Origin of the sequence: Vibrio sp. H11 (genome assembly GCF_004804295.1) — a bacterium.
GTDB classification, from domain to species: Bacteria; Pseudomonadota; Gammaproteobacteria; order Enterobacterales; family Vibrionaceae; genus Vibrio; species Vibrio ostreae.
Genome location: NZ_SSHN01000007.1, coordinates 142193 through 158799 on the forward strand (window position 1 = coordinate 142193; position 16607 = coordinate 158799).

Below are 16607 nucleotides of genomic sequence, written 5' to 3' on the forward strand. Positions count from 1 at the left end.
CACGAATAAAATGTGATAGATTTAAATCCTAACATGACGCAAGAAAAATGGAATGATTTTGGCGGTTTGTCATTATCATTCAGCTCGTTACCATATTTTTTATCGTTAATGTCGCTCGCATGCCTTGCTCCGGGCTGCGCAGACAGCGATTTATCACCGTCAGGAATACTGCATGGAAATTTGGAAAAAGCCGATCAGTCTTGAGATCCTCAATCGCACATCGGCTAATACATTGATTGAACACCTTAATATTGTTTACAGCGAAATCGGCGATAACTTTATCTCGGCCACAATGCCGGTATGCCATTTTACTCACCAGCCGTTAGGCATGTTACATGGCGGGGCATCCGTGGTACTGGCGGAAACTCTGGGTTCGGTTGCGGCAAACTTTTGTGTGGATGATGACTCGTATTGTGTCGGTCTGGATATTAATGCCAACCATATCCGTTCTATGCGTGAAGGGCATGTGACTGGCAAAGCAGAGCCACTGCATTTGGGCGTCTCGACTCAGGTGTGGCAGATTACCATTACGGATCCGCGCGGCCGCCTGGTATGCACCAGTCGTTTGACGATGGCTGTGCAGAAAGCGAAAAACAACAAACAAAAACTAAATAGCGGTGTCTGAATGGTTATTGATTTTAAAAGCGGAAAAATCGTTGTGACGCCCTTTGAACTGGTTGTCCGCCTCAATGGTGAACATCGAGTCACACTGCAAGCACAAAGCGAGGCTGTACAGCTGATCGGAAAAGGCGCGAATGTTATCTCGGTCAATGGTAGTGAAGCCAAGTGGTCAATCAAGCTGGATAACGAACAGCAGTTGCAGCAGATTGCGGCTGAACTAGGGTGTGAAATCCTGTGACACGCCCACTTGTAATATGAGCCTAAAATAAGGAAAATATCTGAACAATATCGATCTAAGAGATTTCCTCCTTTATGAGCAGCCCGCGGTTACGAATCCAGTTTGAAACCCTGTTTGAACACTTCAACGGTCTTGATGCTGAAACCCAGTTAGAGGACGTCACAGAGATTCTGTTCTGTACCCGTCGGAACGCGCGGATAGTGCTCAATAAGATGGAAGAGGCCGGTTGGCTGGAATGGCATCCGGCGGCCGGACGGGGTAAGTTATCGCGCTTGATTTTCAAGCGTAGTCGCTCTGATGTCAGCGAAACGCTGGCCCGCCGTTATCTGGATGAAGGCAAAATTGGTCAGGCTCTCTCTGTACTGGATCAGGATGCGGCTAAGCTGACTCAGGTGATTCAAAGCTACCTTGGCGTTCAGCATCAGGAAGGTTTGCAGGTTGTACGTCTGCCGTATTATCGTCCGCTTTCTATTCTTAACCCCGCCAAACCGATGCGCCGCTCGGAGCAGCACATCGCCCGACAAATTTTCAGTGGCTTAACCCGACTGGATGAAGATGAACAGCTGCAGCCGGATTTAGCTCATACCTGGCAGGCGATCACACCTCTGCAATGGCGTTTTTATTTGCGTCCGGGGGTTCGTTTTCATAACGGCGAACTACTGACTACCGAGGTTGTGAAGCAGAGTCTGTGGGCGCTGCGGTTTGTTAACTTATTTGCTCATATTGACCGGGTTGATTCTCCGGGAGACTGGGTGGTCGACGTGCACCTGCAAAAAGCGGATCATCGTCTGCCGCTGCTGATGGCTGAAGCGTGTGCCAAAATCTTGTTACCCGAAGCGGAACGCCCGGATAATTTCGACCTGATGCCGATTGGCAGCGGGCCTTACAAAGTCGTCGTCAATGACGAGAAACGTTTGGTATTACAGGCTTATGACGGCTATTTCGGATTCCGGCCACTGCTGGACAGAATTGAAGTCTGGGTCATTGATGAAGCGCATTCTTCACTGGTGTTCCCGAGCCTGTCGAATCCAATCAAAACAGCTCGTGGATCGTTTACCGAGGATGTCGAACTCGATCCCGGTTGTACCTATCTGTTGCTTAACCGCAAAAACGGTATCGCTGCGAATGATCAATGGGCGACTTATTTTCAGAATAAACTCAGCACACTGAACCTGTTCCGGCGTCTTCCTGAAGAGAAAGTTGTTGAGCTTGGTGTACTGCCTGCGTACGGGCTGAAACCGGGCTGGTATCATCAGGCTCCGAGCAATAGCAGCATTCAGCCGCCGTCAGCGCACAAAGTCACCGTAGCTTATCATGCCCAGCACCCGATGTTTCCCACCTTGGCACAAGTGATTCGCCAACTGCTTAACGAAGATGGTATTGATGTAGAGTTTATCAAATATGAAGTAACGGTCGCGAAAGTCGAACAGGTGGATATCTGGATAAAAGCCATGGGGATCGCGAACCATCGTGATGACGCGCTAGCCGGCTGGCTGCTCAATTACTCGGATACCGAATACATGAGCCGGGCCGATGACTTTAACAGCTGGTGCGAGCTGGTTGATGAATGGCGAGCAGAGGCGAAGGCGGTATTTCCGGCTAAAGAACTCGGTAAAGCGTTGGTGGAACAGCAGCAAATTGTTCCTATGTTCCACTGTTGGCTCGGTGTGTCGAAAGATCAATGTGGTTCGTTACAAAACGCAAAATGCAATGCGTTAGGCTGGTTTGATTTCAGTCAGGTCTGGGTCAAGCCGGAGTTGGACTGAAATGGCAAAACCACGTAAGAAGTTACCCGAAAAAACCGTCGATATATTCTGCAGTAAATGCCGTACCCAGTTGCTTAAATATCACAAGGGTGGCAAAGGTGCTTTGGTGAAATGCTTTAAAGAGAGGATTAGTCAGGATTTTACTCTGCATGAAGGTATCTGCCCGCAATGTGGCAGTGAATTTGCCCGCTCTACTTTAATTCGAGGTACGCCCGCGCTGAAAATTGCTGGTGGTAAGGTGATGATAAAGTAGCCTTTTTTAGAGTTAAGTGAGTAAAAATTCACAAATACAGCAAAGAAAATATATGTTTTTACCGCTTCCGAAAAGAATTTGATTTTTATCTATAAAAACTGTCATTTTCTGGTTAATAAACTACCATTATGGCGGTAAAATGGTAAACTACGCGCAGTTTATATATTGCTGTTTAAAAATTCTGCCAGGGGGATTCAATGGAACTCGCGTTAATCATTACTTTTATCGTTGCTGCTGTCGTTATGGTCAAAAAAGAGATGGCTGAGAACAAATAATTAACCTATTCGCAATCTTTTTTATCCATTTTTGAATAAGTTAAGTTTCTCAAAACGAGTAAAATGTAAAAAGCCAGCTTTCGCTGGCTTTTTTAGTTTAAGTCTTCGTGTACTCAATCAGAACTCGTACTTCGCCGTCAGTGAGAAGTTACGTTTTGGTTGCGTCAGGTCTTTATCTTCAGCAGACTGAGCACGAACATCGTTCCAGTGGTAGTACTCTTCATCCGTCAGGTTGAATACACCAGCGCGCAGGGTGAGGTCTTTAATCGGCTTGTAGTAAGCGGTGATATCAACCACAGTAGCGGCTGAAATCGGCTGGTAATCGCCGTTAATATCGCTCTGTTTCTTCTTCGCGGTGTAGTTCAGAGTCAGGCTGGTTCCCCAGTCACTGGCGGAATCGTAATTGATACCGGCCACCGCGTTCCAAGGGCTCACGCTGTTAAGCGGGTTACCTTCATCATCTTCACCTTCACTGTATGCGGCAACGATACGGGTGCTGAAACCCTGAACGGGTAAGAAGCTGTCCCATGATAGTTGGTTAGAGAATTCGACGCCTTTGATTGTTGCTTCGTCGATGTTGATTGACTGATACACCGCATCGCGAGTCGCAAAACTACCGGAAACCAGTTGATTGTCGATGAAGTCATCGTAGTCACTGTAGAATACCGATACTTCGGTGCTGCTGGCATCGGTATTGAACCGCCAGCCCATCTCGTAAGAGAGACTCTTTTCTGATTTCAGATCCGGATTGGGCTTGTTGACATAGCCGAAGGCCGGGTTACCGTAAGAGTAGTACAATTCCTGGAAATCCGGTGCGCGGAATCCCTGGCTGACCTGGGCAAACAAGCGATGTTGTTCAGTCATTTTATAAACGGTGCCCAGACGCGCGGTTACTGCCGAGTCTGAGTACTTGGTATATTCACTGACATCGTTCAGGCTAGGGTTCGCACTGGCGTCACCCGGATTGGTTTCAAATGAATCGTAACGTACGCCTGGAGTGATGATAAAATCATCCAAGGTAATTTCATCCTGAACAAACAGTCCATAGCGGGTTTCGCTCGCTTCTGGAATGTAGAAAATCACCTGGTCAGAACCGACGCTGTTAAACTCTTTGTTGGTATTTTCGATATCTTTATCGCTGAAAGAGGCGCCGTAGACCAAGTAGTGATCGGAACTACCCAGGGCAAAAGACTTATCAAACTGGGCATCCAGCTGAATGCCTTCATCTTTATACAGGTAATCTTTGTGCTGCACATTACCGGTTGAAGAGCTGGTACGGTCAGTGATACCGGTTTCTTCTTTGCTCATCCAGTCCGCTTGCCAGGTGATGCGGTCCGCAATCAGAAAACCTGCATCCCAGATATGCTTAATGCCGATTTGGTACTGTTCGGTTTCGTTCTGGCCGCTGGCATTAGTGTAACCATTATATGCCAACTCTTTCAGGTCATCTTTATTACGAATAAAGTTGCCTGAGAACTCCAGGCGATGCTCCGGATTGAGTTGATACTGCAGTTTTACCAACAGGTTATTTGCGCTGTGGTCGGTTTCATCCGGGCTACCAAAGTTGTCTTGTTGCTCACCATCACGGCGAGTGTAGGCAACCAGAGACTCCAGATCGCCGGTTTTATTAGCCAGAGCGATCGACTCGCTGAAGGTTTTGTCCGCGGAGCCGTATTGCAGTTTGGCATAACCACCAAAATGGCGACCTTTGAGTATATCGGCCGGATCTTTGGTTTCGAATGCGACAATACCACCAATTGCATCAGACCCTTGTAAAGAGGAGGCCGCGCCTTTGACAATCTCTACCGATTTGAGCATATCGGTATCCACTTCAACACGCGAAGAGTTTACAAAAGAAGAGCCTGAGTTGAACTGGTTGGCCTGTGACACACCGTCCACAATTACCTTAATACGGTTGCCTTCAATACCACGAATATTGATACTCTGAACACCTTGTCTGGCGTTCGTCTCCAAAGTTACCCCCGGGGTATACTTGAACAGGCTATCGAGATCCGAAACCAGATTCTTTTCAATCTCTTTATCGTCAATCACCGTGACAGACGCGGCGGTATCGGTAATTTGAGTGTTTGTCCGCGTCGCGGATACCACAATTTTTTCTGTTGGGGCATTATCATCTGCATAAGCAGTAGGAGAGAGCGCAAGCAATATAGCAATAGACAATAAGGATCGATTATACATCTGCTTTACCTTGTTATAGTTCATTAACGTTGTCGGCGGCAGAGTTTATTGGATCTAAATAATAATTACTATCATTTGCATTTGTATTGTTGCGATTTTTTGTGATCCTCTGCGAATAAATGTATGTTTATTTTGATATTAATCAATTGGTTATAAAACTAGACTGGCAAGTTGTAAAGTTTTTACTTTATTAACTAAGTGTGACGAAGATCACTGTGAGGTATGCCATTCTGTAATGAGAGGATAATAATTTGCAAAGTCCAATTACGTTAGAGGCGCTCCATATTCTGGATGCCATTGACCGTCGGGGCAGTTTTGCGGCGGCAGCAAATGAGCTCAATCGCGCGCCGAGTTCACTCAGTTACCAGATTCAAAAGCTCGAGCAGGATCTGGATATCATGATCTTTGATCGTTCAGGACACAAAGCCAATTTTACCGATGCGGGTAAGCTGATCCTGGAACGGGGGCGTGGCATTCTGAACGCGACCGAAAAACTGGTCAATGACTCCACTCTGCTGGCGAATGGCTGGGAACTTGATATTACTTTAGCGTTCGACGGCATTATCCCTATTGCTAACTTTTTTCCGCTGGTCGAAGCTCTGGGAAATGTCAGCAAAACGCGGATTCGTCTCCAGGAAGAGATTCTGGCCGGCTGTTGGGAGTCTTTGGCTGACGATCGCGCTGACTTGTTAATTTGTCCACGTATCGAAACTTTGCCACAAGATGTCAAAGCAGAAACGCTGGGCAGTATGGAGATGGTGTGGGTGGCTGCAACCCATCACTATGTGCATAAACGCACTGGTGGATTTGATGCCGAAGCACGGCAAAAGTACCGCGCTATCGCGATTGCTGACACCGCACGTGACCAGCCGGCAATGAGCGTTAACATTCTGCAAAAGCAGCCCCGTCTTACCGTAACAAACTTTAATGCCAAATGTCAGGCGTTGTTAAGCGGCCTAGGGATCGGCACTATTCCGAAACACGTCGCCGAACCGCTGATTGCCGAAGGTAAGCTGAAGATTATCGAGGGCAGTCCGGAAAGTCATATGGAACTGATTATGGCCTGGCGCCGCAACAAAATTGGTGAAGCCAAATCCTGGTGCATCCAGTATCTCAAAAAGCACTGGTCTCTGGTTTAACCCGAAACATCGTTGAGGTATTGGCGGCATAATGATGACGCAGCCCGGCAGGCTAAATGGCTTGGCGGGCTTCATTTTCTTGCACCGCTTCAAGCTTGAGGACCATATCGGCGGTCCCGTCTTCAAAATGAACGTCCACGGCAAATCCCAATCCTTTTGCCAGCCCTAACATTCCACGGTTGGTTGGCATTGTCATGCCTGACATCTGCAGGGTGCCTTTACTGCGGCAGTAATCGATGATTTTACCCATCAGAATTTTACCCAGGCCTTTCCCCTTAAGATCAGAGCGGATCAGGATCGCAAACTCGGCATCGGTATTTTCCGGGTTAATCAGCGCGCGTGACACGCCGATAATTTCTGGCTTGTCGCCCTGATGAGTCACAGCGACGAAGGCCATTTCCCGGTCATAATCAATCTGAGTCAGATTGGCCAAGGCTTCATGGTTGAATTCGCCGACATCAGAAAAGAAGCGTTTGTAGAGATCTTCCTTGCTGACCTTTTTAATAAACGCGGCATGGTCTGGTTCATCTTCAGGCAGAATAGGGCGTATCGTGACAACGTCACCATCTTTTGCCGTTACTTCTTCCGCCATCTCTGATGGGTAAGGTCGGATAGCCAACCGGCCCTGGGCATCACCCTTAAAGCGCTTGAGCGTTAAATCCGCATCGAGAATAGTAAATTGGCTGCCGTTGACCAAAACTGGATGAATATCCAGTTCGTGTACTTGCGGGCATTCGACCACCATTTGCGAGATTCGGACCAAAAACTCCGACAGACCATCCACATCAATCGGGACGGGCAGTTTTTGCAGCCGTATCTTACCTCCGCGAATGGCCCGCACAATCAGATAGCGGGCCAGGGTCATATTAAGCGGCGGCAGCGCGGCAGCCGCATCGATCGCCTCATTCCATTCCGAACCGCCCTGGCCGAGCAGAATCACCGGCCCGAAGGTGTTGTCATGTTTAACTTTAATTCGCAGCTCTTCACCACCGGCTAATTTGGCCATGCCCTGAACCAGCAGGCCGTGGATATTAGCCGAAGGATAGGTGAGTTGGGTGCGGTCGAGAATCGCCTGGGCGGCATTGGCCACTTCGGTGCTGTTACGCAGGTTGAGCATGACCCCCTGAACATCGGATTTGTGCGTAATATCCGGAGAACGTAATTTCACCGCGACCGGATACCCTATGGTTTCCGCAATATGAACCGCTTCACTGGCATCGGATGCAATCCAGGTCGGCAAGACGCTGAAATTAAAACATTTGAGCAGGCTGCCAATTTGGTGGGTATCCAGCTCGACCTGATCACTGTCTTGCAGATGCTCGTCAATCCACTGTTTGGCACTGTTCACTTCTGAGACGTGAACGGCTTCTGCTGTGGTGGGCGTTTCCATCAGTTGCTTCTGGTTTCTGCGGTATTCGACCAGGTGCATGAAGGCGACCACCGCGCTTTCCGGAGTCCGGTAAGTGGGGATCCCGGCCTGGGCAAAGATTTGTCGCGCCGGACGGGCGGTTTGTTCTCCGGACCAGTTGGTCAGAATATTAAACCGACGAGATCGCGGGTGTGATTTGATTACATCCACAATCGCTTGTGCGGTCTGCTCTGACTGAGCAATCGCAGAAGGACTGTGCATAATCAAAATGGCGTCAATGTTGTCGCCATCAAGCACCGCTTTTAATGCATTCACGTAACGCGTGTGGTCACCATCGCCGACGATATCAATCGGATTACTGTGCGACCAGCTTTGTGGCAGGCACTGGTTAAGCTTCTCATACACGTTCTCTTCCAGTTCGGCCAGCTTACCACCGCGTTCGAGCAGGGTATCTATCGCCATAATCGCAGGCCCGCCACCGTTGGTGATGATCGCCAGGCGTTCACCGCGCAGCGGTACCGAGTGGGTTAAGGTCTCTACTGCCGCGAATAATTCGTGGCTGTTGTTGACCCGCAGCATACCGGAACGCCGAATCGCCGAATCGTAAATGATGTCTAACGTATCATCACCGCCGGTGTGCATTTGCGCCGCCTTACGACCAGCGGCAGTGCGGCCACCTTTGAGGACCAGAATGCGGCGGTTACGCGACGCTGCACGAGCAGCCGAGATGAACCGACGTGCGTCCTGGATGGTGTCGACGTAGAGCAGAATAGCATCAGTGTGTTTGTCCGTACTGAGGCAATCGAGCAAGTCTGAGAATTCAATATCACTGGCGTTGCCGAGGGAGACAAAGGCTGAAAAGCCAATTTGTTTATCGTTCGCCCAATCTAGAATGGTGGTGCACACGGCGGCTGACTGGGAAATGAAAGCAATATTACCTTTCAGGGCGGTAACTGGTGAGAACGAACCGTTAAAATTTATCCACGGCAGAATGAGCCCCAGGCTGTTTGGGCCGAGAATACGCATTCCGGCTCTTTTGGCGATCGACTGGCACTGCTGCTGAATCTCGTTACCTTGCGCATCCAGCGTATGCATATCTGACGAGAGCACAATGACGCAGGACACACCTTTTTCAGCCAGTTGCTGAAAAATAGCGGTGTTGCGTGAAGCGTGTGTACATAGAATCGCAATGTCAGGAACCAGCGGCAAAGCCTCAATCGTTTTATAGGCCAGAACGCCGCACACTGAAGGATAATAAGGCGTAACGGGCATAATCGCACCATCAAAGCCGCCCTGAAGCAGGTTCTTCATCACGATATTGCCGGCCCGGAACGGGCGAACCGATGCACCGATCACGGCAACGGATTTCGGTTTCAATAACTGGCTTAAATTATTCATGAATTAGGCTCACACGCGCACAGATGACGTGGATATATCTTAACCAATAACCTATACCTCTGTTACTGTATTTAATCTGGTTGTGATCCTGACAGCATGCGGGTGATGCGACTTTGTGTCATAAATCACAGGATATCGATGATAATTCTACTGCTGCGCTTGATTCTGAGCGCTGCTATCGGCATGATTTAATTACTTTCTACTCAGAGTGTTTAAGATTCCATGAAAAAAATTGCAATAGTCGGCCTGTCAGCGCTACTCGGTGCATGTTCATCGGGGAGCTACATTACAGACGTAACGACCGAAAGTCATACTGAAGAGTACGCTGCCGCACCGGTTTCTCAGCCTGTTGTGTCTGCACAGGGCACCGCACAAGGCGTGACAGAGCAAAATGTTGAAATGAATGTTGTCAGAACGGCTCCGGTTACCGCGCCAACCAACACAGTTCAGACAAGACCTGCTGCTCAGCAAAAACCAACGGTTTCTATCACACCCCCATCTGCGAAACAGGTGGCGATGAACCCGCGTTACGGGTTCACCATTCAAGTGGTAGCGGTTGGCACTCAGAATAAAGTCGACGAGTTTGCGAATAAACTGCCTGGCAACGGCCAGCCTATCTGGGAAAACTACAAAGTCGTAAACGGCACCAAATGGTATACCGTGCTATTTGGTGATTACGCCACTCGTAAAGAAGCGGAGGCCGCAATCGCAACTCTGCCGGGCGAATTTAAGTCCCTTAAACCGTTCGTGAAGAGCATCGATACGATTAAAAATTCACAGTTCCCGACGCTGAATAAACTGAACTAACTCTGACGAGTCATGATTAAAGGGGCAGGAAGCCCCTTTATTGTTTGTTCTATGACCATTTAAACCATGATTGTGTGAGAAATTCGCAGGAACGGTGTAAGTTGAGCGCGAATTGATTATCATAGCCAGCTAATAATTCCTGATGTCACGGAAAGATTTCAATGACAAAAAACACTATCTTACTGTTGTGTGGCGGTGGCTCTTCTGAACATGAAGTGTCACTTGTTTCTGCAAACTACCTTCAGCAGCAATTAGCTTTGACTGCAGATTTCGATGTTATTCGCGTCGAAATGAAACAAGACGGCTGGTTTACCGACGCCGGTGAGATTGTTTATCTGGATACCAATTCGGCGACACTGAACGGTGAAGCGCTGTCAGTTAAGATCGACTTTGTGGTTCCTTGTATTCACGGCTATCCGGGCGAGACCGGCGATATTCAGTCGATGTTCGAACTGGCCGGAATTCCTTACCTAGGCTGTGGTCCGGAAGCGAGTTCTAACAGCTTCAATAAAATCACCTCCAAACTCTGGTATGACGCGTTAAACATTCCGAACACGCCTTATCTTTTCTTGTCTGAAAACAGCGAGCAGGCGTATCAGGATACATTAGCGGCCTTTCGTCAGTGGGGAAGTCTGTTTATCAAGGCTGCACGCCAGGGCTCTTCAGTAGGTTGTTACAAGGTCACTAAAGAGCATGAAGTTGCTGATGCTATCCAGAATGCATTTAAGTTTTCTGAACAGGTATTGGTTGAAAAAGCCGTTAAACCACGCGAACTGGAAGTGGCCGCGTATGAGCTGAACGGTGAACTGTTTATCACCAAGCCTGGTGAGATTATCGCACCGGAAGATGTGTTCTACACCTATGAAGAAAAATACAGTGCTTCAAGCCACTCGAGAACTGAAGTTGAAGCACAAAATCTAAGCGATGATCAGCAACAACTGATTCAGGATGTCGCGCGTAAGGTGTTTACCCACATGAAGCTGCGTCATTTGTCTCGGATTGATTTCTTCCTGACACCGGAAGGTAACGTGTACCTGAACGAAGTGAATACCTTCCCGGGCATGACACCAATCTCTATGTTCCCGAAAATGCTGGAACATAACGGCCACAAATTTTCAGAATTCCTGGCCGATTGCGTACGCTCATCACTGAGCGCAAAAGCGTAATCAATCCAGCGGCTTAAAGCTGACAAATTTCAGCTTTTCTTGTTCCGCGGTGTTCTTACTCCCTATGTACTGGTAAGGCATCGCGGCACTGAGCCAGCGTCCGAATTCCTGAATATCCCTCGCTTTATACCCTTGTTTTGCCAACTGACGTGCAGCACCTATTCGCGCCGAATGGCCGGAGAATTTCAATTCAGGCTGCTGCAGATATTCGCCAGCATTTCTCAGAATTCTGAAGATAGATGAGTCATCCAAAGCTCCAGCGGAGATATTGCCGTGGCGATCGATAGCACGGAATAACACACCTTGTTGCTGGGGCAGTAATGCCACCCAACGTGATAGCGTCACTTTGGCCTGCGACGATAAAGCATAGGTCGTTTCACCAAACTGAATCGCATAATCATCGCTGTCTTCACTCAGGCAAACCAATTGCTCAAAGCTGAGTTTTTTCAACTCCGACCGCTTCAATGCGCACTCAAACATAACGTGATAAATGGCCAAATCGCGGATAACTCGGGTCGCCGGATTATCATTGAGCAGTTCAAACAGGTCATCCAGGTGATGTTGATCAAAGCTGGCTGCCTGAGTATCGTCACCATGTTTCTCAAGTCGTAATGAGGTGAGTGTCGTTTTTACCTGGCTGGTCGCTGTCGGATCCTTCTGATTAAGCAAGGTATGAATCAGGCTTATTGTGACAGCGTAACGCTTTATCGTGCTGTATTTTCTGGAACGAGCCTCAAACTCAAGGAATTGACGAACAGCCGTCGCAGAAGCAGGAATAGGGCGTACCGAACGAGAAATGCAGAATTCCAGGAAGATATTCCAATCTTTCGTGAATGCCAGTAACGAGTTTGCACTGTACTGGTGCTGAGTCAGCTCATTCAGTTGGTCACGAGTGACTAGGCGACCGAATTCATTAACCTTCTGTTTTACAATGGCTTGATCTGTGATCACAGTTAGATTTTTTTTCATTCTCACGCACTATAACTAACTTATTTGCCCATAAATATACTTGCTAACATGAAATATACAATTATTATTTAATTAACCGTAACCAAAAAAACAGATGCTTATGCCAATAGCGACTTATCGAGGATTTAACCTCCAATCTGCGAACAATTCTACGGAAATATGGCAAGTTAAGATTAAGAACCATCTTTTAACTGGTAACTTAGCCGCGGTAAAAAAGAGCATCGACTGGTGGTGTGAAACCGCTTCGATCATCGACCCGAAAGAGTTCGACTCGGTTGGACGTAAACGGGAATCTGCTGCCGGAATTCAGGAGAACTTTAACGGATTTGCTCTGAAGAACGACACTGGTGAAGCGAATGGTTGGTATTGTTTTTTCAATGGACGCTTAATTAAAGGCTCAAAAGTTGCCATTCAAAAGCATATCGAGGCATACTTACTCGCTAGACAACGCGCTGAAGCCCAACAAAAGAAGTAGTAGATTGTTATGACACTTGTATATTCGACAGAAGTCGGCCGAATTCAACAGGAACCAGAGAAAACCGAACGTCCTAAAGGTGATGGTATCGTTCGTATTCACAAAGAAACCAAAGGCCGTAAAGGCAAAGGCGTTTGCATCGTCAAAGGTCTGGACCTGGAAGACGCGCCACTCAAACTTTTGGCAGCGGAACTTAAGAAAGTCTGCGGTTGCGGCGGTTCAGTAAAAGATGGCGACATCGAGATCCAAGGCGACATGCGCGACAAAATTAAAGCGCTGCTGGAAAAGAAAGGTTTTAAGGTCAAATTAGCCGGCGGTTAATCGGCTAATAACCAGGTTGATATCGGCAGATAGCAAAGTAGTTATTAGCTATTTTATGGTAAATACAGTTATGTTCAATAAACCATGCCGTAAACCGCATAAAGCTTTCCACCAGAAAAGAGAGAAGAGTACCTCAGACAGGTACTCTTCTTAATAGCGAATATAATTTAACATAACGTACATAATGCGCACTGGAGCATTTGCTCTATAGAGGTGTAAGCCACCAACATTAGTCCGTCCAAAGCCATTGATAAGATCACCCAGCCAATGAACTTGGTATCGACTGGGATTTCCGAACGCAGTTTGACTCCAGTAAATTTGGCTCTTTCATCGTTTCAACCCATTCATTCATTAACGCGCCAGCTTTGACACCGACACGATGACCGAAGTGTCTATCGAGTGCTGCGCAGAGTTAAGCTAAGTGCATGGCCATCATCGCGGTTAAAGGCCCGAGTTTGTCGTAGAAGATCACCACAGCATCTTCAACTTTGGTGCGGGACGTCAGCTCCTTTCTTAGCACAGTTGTCCGGTTTACCCTGGTTACATTCAATGTACGTTAGCTTATCAAAGTTTCCCTTTGGATTTCATGCGCACTCCAGTTATCTTTACGTGCTTCATCAACATTTGCTGGCGCTGAGCAACCGGTCACCGACGCTGACCCAATGGCTCTGTCGTCATTAATCCCATGGCGGAAAAGCTGCTGATCAAAACGCTGGGTTATCTGCCCAACGACATCTGCTGGTCAGGCTTTCGCATTGACGAACCGCGTTGCGTACTCATCACGCCGACCGGGCGCGAATTCAATCCCAAAGAATTAGAGTCCTTTGCCATCTGGCGCGATGAATACCAACAATTGATTGAGTTACACGGTCACATTTAATACCCCAAGATTTACCCGGCCAAGCCGAACTTACTGCCGTTTCGTGGTGGTCCCCGTATGACCGCCGCACCTTAGATCCCGACTAAATTTAAATAGCAAAAAGCCCGCGTTGTACGGGCTTTGAATATTCAGCAAGCTAATTAGAGATAACGAGAAATCTTGTTGTCATCTACTTTATCTAACCAGATATCAACTTCTGCAACATCCAGGCTACTAGCCGCAGATTCACCTTCAAAAAAATATGTATGCAGCACGTTCTTTACTTCGTAATAACCAGTGAAAGCTGAATCCGATAATGCAATCCATTCACCTATACGCGGCACGACGTCAGACTCAAATTGACTAATTGGACTTCCGCTACCATCTATGATGTTTATTGTTTGTTTCATGATGTTTCCTTCTAGGTTGGATTCGCCAACGACGTTACTCATTATGAGTCTAACTTTTATACCAAAGTTACTAAGCAGCGGGAATAGGAATAATAGTTGACATGTTAGTTTAACTATCTGTTTTAAATGAACTTTGTTCGGACATCAAATTGATCAATGATTTTCTTTATCCAACCAATATCCGTTTTAAGGGCAATCACCGTGGTGTAACTGGACGTACCCCATTCGACCGGCCTGTTATCACCTGCTCCACCATCTATTTAAACTCTTGACCACTTCCCACAGGCCCAGCAGTACAGGGATGGCCGTACCAATCAGGCCACCATATTGGTCACACTGGCGGTGAGTAATTCCGGGTGGTCTATGGCTAGTACCGAACTCGATAATGCCATCATTAATCTTCAGCCAGCCGACGCCACTCCCGGGATGCTGCAATCATTACTATATAGGTTTCATTGCATGAACTGATTTTGCTATCAGAAACCATTATCTAATACAGTTTTTGCCTAGCGTCGCAGTGCTTGTTTCTGTCTGAAGCTGTTAGTCTGGTGTCGCTGATATGACGTCTATTGGGATACTCATGATGATTTCGTAAAGCATAAACTTAGTTATAGTGCACTAGGTATACATTGCTGGTATTCAGTTAAGCACGGTTTGTCACTTTGCGCAGTTCCGCGAAAATACCAAAAGTTTACGGTCGGTTATCACCGATAAGATAGGATGCGACGAGATAAATAAAGGGTTACAGATCGGCCACCTTTGAGTGACGCCGTCACAGATAAGGTTACCCTCAACGAAAGACACTCCAGGTTTTATTCCCCTATTCAAAGTGTTGTGAAATTTTCTTATCTTGCTGCAATTGTACACTGTTTTATAGTTTCACGACTCAACACAAAGTACGTGATCATAAGTAAAATGAAAAAACAAAATTACGTCTATCACTTTCGCTGGGCAGAGCAAACCTTTTGGCTTAAAAAACGCGGTGAGGACAAACGAAACCTTCTCAACCGAACGCTGAGCACTCTGGCACGTGTTAACAAACGTTTTCGCAAGCTGGCATTACATAGTGCCGATACGCCGGAGCAGCGATTCTTACATGAAGTGAAAGCGTATCAATATGCCATGGCGCACCAACTACCGGTCGCCCGACTTCGCTATGTCAATAAATCCTGGTTTATTACCGAAGATGGCGGCTCCCCAATCAATAAAACAGACGCCAATTCGCCTAAGTTACTCTTCCGCCGGGCGATGTGGGCATTAAATGAGATGCATCAAAAGAACTTTATCCACGGCAGGCCGGCAATGCGTGACATTCTGGTCAATCAAAATGGTAAAGTCACGTTTGTCGACCTGGAAGAGGCCCAGGTCAGTAGTGACCCGGCGCGAAAAGTTCGAGATGTCGTACTGTTTCTGCTCGACTCATACCGTCTACACAGCGTGAGTCAGCAAACGCGTATGCGCGCCGTAGAAGCCTGGATTGCCGGAAGTAATGAGTCGGTTCGCGCTGAGTTCAAACGTGTCAGCAGAAAATTGAATCGTTATATCTGGCTTGCTCATACTGTCTTGCTGTTCAAGCCCAATCGACTGTCTAAACAGTTGGTGCTGTTGGCGCGCTTTCTTGCTTGCATCGACCTTAATTAGTCGTCACCAGCGCCATAGCGCCTTGTCGCACCTGAAAACATCCAATGCCATCATCAGGAGCCTGTATACTGAACACATTCAGGCAGGCTCAACATCCCGGATTCACTACCCGTACCGCGTCTATAACCCCGTTGGAAGATTATCTGGTTCTTACACACACTGGTTCTTATTTTACGTTGAATCTGGCTTGCGGGGCGACCTCTGCCGCACGCCAGGATTCAGATTAAACACAACACCTGCCTAAACCCTCTCAATCCCGCTGCGACTTTGCATCTGCCAAGAGTAAGCAATCACACCGTCACGTATCAGCATAAAATACTGGCTTATTTTTTAACCTGAATCCAGGTTGTAATAAAATTACAGGAAACTTTCAGGCGAAGAAACGGACAGCATTTTACTCTGCGGTAACTTTATGTTTATTAAGGGTTATACTGGGCCAGATCTGAAATGTGGCGGGTAGACACAGTGATGGGGAGTTTTGAAAGGCAAAAAAAAGAGCATGTTACGTGCCCTATTCTTGGTTGTCTGCTTGTTGCTGCTGCTCCTTGCGGATTTGCTGCGCTACGATTTTAATTGCTTCTGCAGTACTGATGCCCTGCGCCATCAACTGCTGAATTTTTTCGACCGCCGCCTGTTGCTCGGCGTGGCTTAAGGTAGGTAAATCATCAAACATAAAAAAGGCTCCTTAATTAAGGAGCCCA

General features: G+C 47.4%; 15 protein-coding genes and 2 pseudogenes. 11 read left to right on the plus strand and 6 right to left on the minus strand.

Annotation, left to right across the window (positions count from 1 at the left end; translation table 11 throughout):
* Nucleotides 1–172: 172 nt before the first annotated feature.
* From E6C74_RS12705 to E6C74_RS12720, 4 genes are all read left to right on the plus strand, one after another.
* Entirely contained in the window at nucleotides 173–625 is a 453-nt protein-coding gene (locus E6C74_RS12705) for a hotdog fold thioesterase (RefSeq protein WP_136485744.1), read from the plus strand.
* Nucleotides 626–859, plus strand: a complete 234-nt coding sequence (locus tag E6C74_RS12710) for a DUF3389 domain-containing protein (RefSeq protein ID WP_136485746.1) — start codon at nucleotides 626–628, stop codon at nucleotides 857–859.
* Nucleotides 860–933: 74 nt separating this feature from the next.
* Complete coding sequence (locus tag E6C74_RS12715) at nucleotides 934–2625, plus strand: SgrR family transcriptional regulator (RefSeq protein WP_136485748.1); 1692 nt, start codon at nucleotides 934–936, stop codon at nucleotides 2623–2625.
* A 1-nt stretch (nucleotide 2626) separates the two neighbouring features.
* Nucleotides 2627–2878 (plus strand): hypothetical protein, encoded by a 252-nt coding sequence (locus tag E6C74_RS12720; protein WP_136485750.1) that lies wholly within the window; start codon nucleotides 2627–2629, stop codon nucleotides 2876–2878.
* Between the two features lie 392 nt (nucleotides 2879–3270).
* Here the strand turns inward: E6C74_RS12720 and E6C74_RS12725 are convergent, their stop codons facing one another.
* Nucleotides 3271–5352 carry a TonB-dependent hemoglobin/transferrin/lactoferrin family receptor gene (locus E6C74_RS12725; RefSeq protein ID WP_136485753.1) on the minus strand — a complete coding sequence of 694 codons (2082 nt, stop codon included), beginning with the start codon at nucleotides 5350–5352 and terminating at the stop codon, nucleotides 3271–3273.
* A gap of 251 nt (nucleotides 5353–5603) precedes the next feature.
* Here E6C74_RS12725 and E6C74_RS12730 point away from each other — a divergent pair, with 251 nt between their 5' ends.
* Complete coding sequence (locus tag E6C74_RS12730) at nucleotides 5604–6491, plus strand: LysR family transcriptional regulator (protein ID WP_136485755.1); 888 nt, start codon at nucleotides 5604–5606, stop codon at nucleotides 6489–6491.
* 52 nt (nucleotides 6492–6543) lie between these two features.
* Here E6C74_RS12730 and E6C74_RS12735 read toward each other — a convergent pair whose 3' ends face one another.
* Nucleotides 6544–9258 (minus strand): bifunctional acetate--CoA ligase family protein/GNAT family N-acetyltransferase, encoded by a 2715-nt coding sequence (locus E6C74_RS12735; protein ID WP_136485757.1) that lies wholly within the window; start codon nucleotides 9256–9258, stop codon nucleotides 6544–6546.
* A 222-nt stretch (nucleotides 9259–9480) separates the two neighbouring features.
* Here E6C74_RS12735 and E6C74_RS12740 point away from each other — a divergent pair, with 222 nt between their 5' ends.
* Both E6C74_RS12740 and E6C74_RS12745 read left to right on the plus strand, forming a co-directional pair.
* Nucleotides 9481–10065, plus strand: a complete 585-nt coding sequence (locus E6C74_RS12740; RefSeq protein WP_136485759.1) for an SPOR domain-containing protein — start codon at nucleotides 9481–9483, stop codon at nucleotides 10063–10065.
* A gap of 161 nt (nucleotides 10066–10226) precedes the next feature.
* The gene (locus tag E6C74_RS12745; RefSeq protein WP_136485761.1) at nucleotides 10227–11231 is read left to right on the plus strand and encodes a D-alanine--D-alanine ligase; all 1005 of its coding nucleotides are present in this window, start codon (nucleotides 10227–10229) and stop codon (nucleotides 11229–11231) included.
* On the opposite strand, the gene E6C74_RS12750 is transcribed toward E6C74_RS12745, so the two are convergent.
* Nucleotides 11232–12200 (minus strand): tyrosine-type recombinase/integrase, encoded by a 969-nt coding sequence (locus E6C74_RS12750; RefSeq protein ID WP_136485763.1) that lies wholly within the window; start codon nucleotides 12198–12200, stop codon nucleotides 11232–11234.
* Nucleotides 12201–12300: 100 nt separating this feature from the next.
* On the opposite strand from E6C74_RS12750, the gene E6C74_RS12755 reads away from it, so the two are divergent.
* Together E6C74_RS12755 and yciH are read left to right on the plus strand one after the other, a co-directional pair.
* Complete coding sequence (locus E6C74_RS12755; RefSeq protein WP_136485765.1) at nucleotides 12301–12675, plus strand: DUF3319 domain-containing protein; 375 nt, start codon at nucleotides 12301–12303, stop codon at nucleotides 12673–12675.
* A gap of 9 nt (nucleotides 12676–12684) precedes the next feature.
* Nucleotides 12685–12996 (plus strand): stress response translation initiation inhibitor YciH, encoded by a 312-nt coding sequence (gene yciH / locus E6C74_RS12760; protein WP_136485767.1) that lies wholly within the window; start codon nucleotides 12685–12687, stop codon nucleotides 12994–12996.
* Nucleotides 12997–13345: 349 nt separating this feature from the next.
* Here yciH and E6C74_RS21270 read toward each other — a convergent pair.
* A pseudogene (locus E6C74_RS21270) lies at nucleotides 13346–13516 on the minus strand (gcrA cell cycle regulator family protein); the annotation flags it as partial.
* A gap of 141 nt (nucleotides 13517–13657) precedes the next feature.
* Here E6C74_RS21270 and E6C74_RS12770 point away from each other — a divergent pair.
* Nucleotides 13658–13951 (plus strand): annotated as a pseudogene (locus E6C74_RS12770) (phage protein); the annotation flags it as partial.
* 65 nt (nucleotides 13952–14016) lie between these two features.
* On the opposite strand, the gene E6C74_RS12775 reads toward E6C74_RS12770, so the two are convergent.
* Nucleotides 14017–14265, minus strand: a complete 249-nt coding sequence (locus E6C74_RS12775) for a hypothetical protein (RefSeq protein WP_136485769.1) — start codon at nucleotides 14263–14265, stop codon at nucleotides 14017–14019.
* A 915-nt stretch (nucleotides 14266–15180) separates the two neighbouring features.
* On the opposite strand from E6C74_RS12775, the gene E6C74_RS12780 reads away from it, so the two are divergent.
* Nucleotides 15181–15906, plus strand: a complete 726-nt coding sequence (locus E6C74_RS12780; protein WP_136485771.1) for a hypothetical protein — start codon at nucleotides 15181–15183, stop codon at nucleotides 15904–15906.
* A gap of 511 nt (nucleotides 15907–16417) precedes the next feature.
* On the opposite strand, the gene E6C74_RS12785 is transcribed toward E6C74_RS12780, so the two are convergent.
* Nucleotides 16418–16579: a YoaH family protein gene (locus tag E6C74_RS12785; RefSeq protein WP_136485773.1), complete on the minus strand. Its 162-nt coding sequence runs from the start codon at nucleotides 16577–16579 to the stop codon at nucleotides 16418–16420.
* Between the last annotated feature and the right edge of the window lie 28 nt (nucleotides 16580–16607).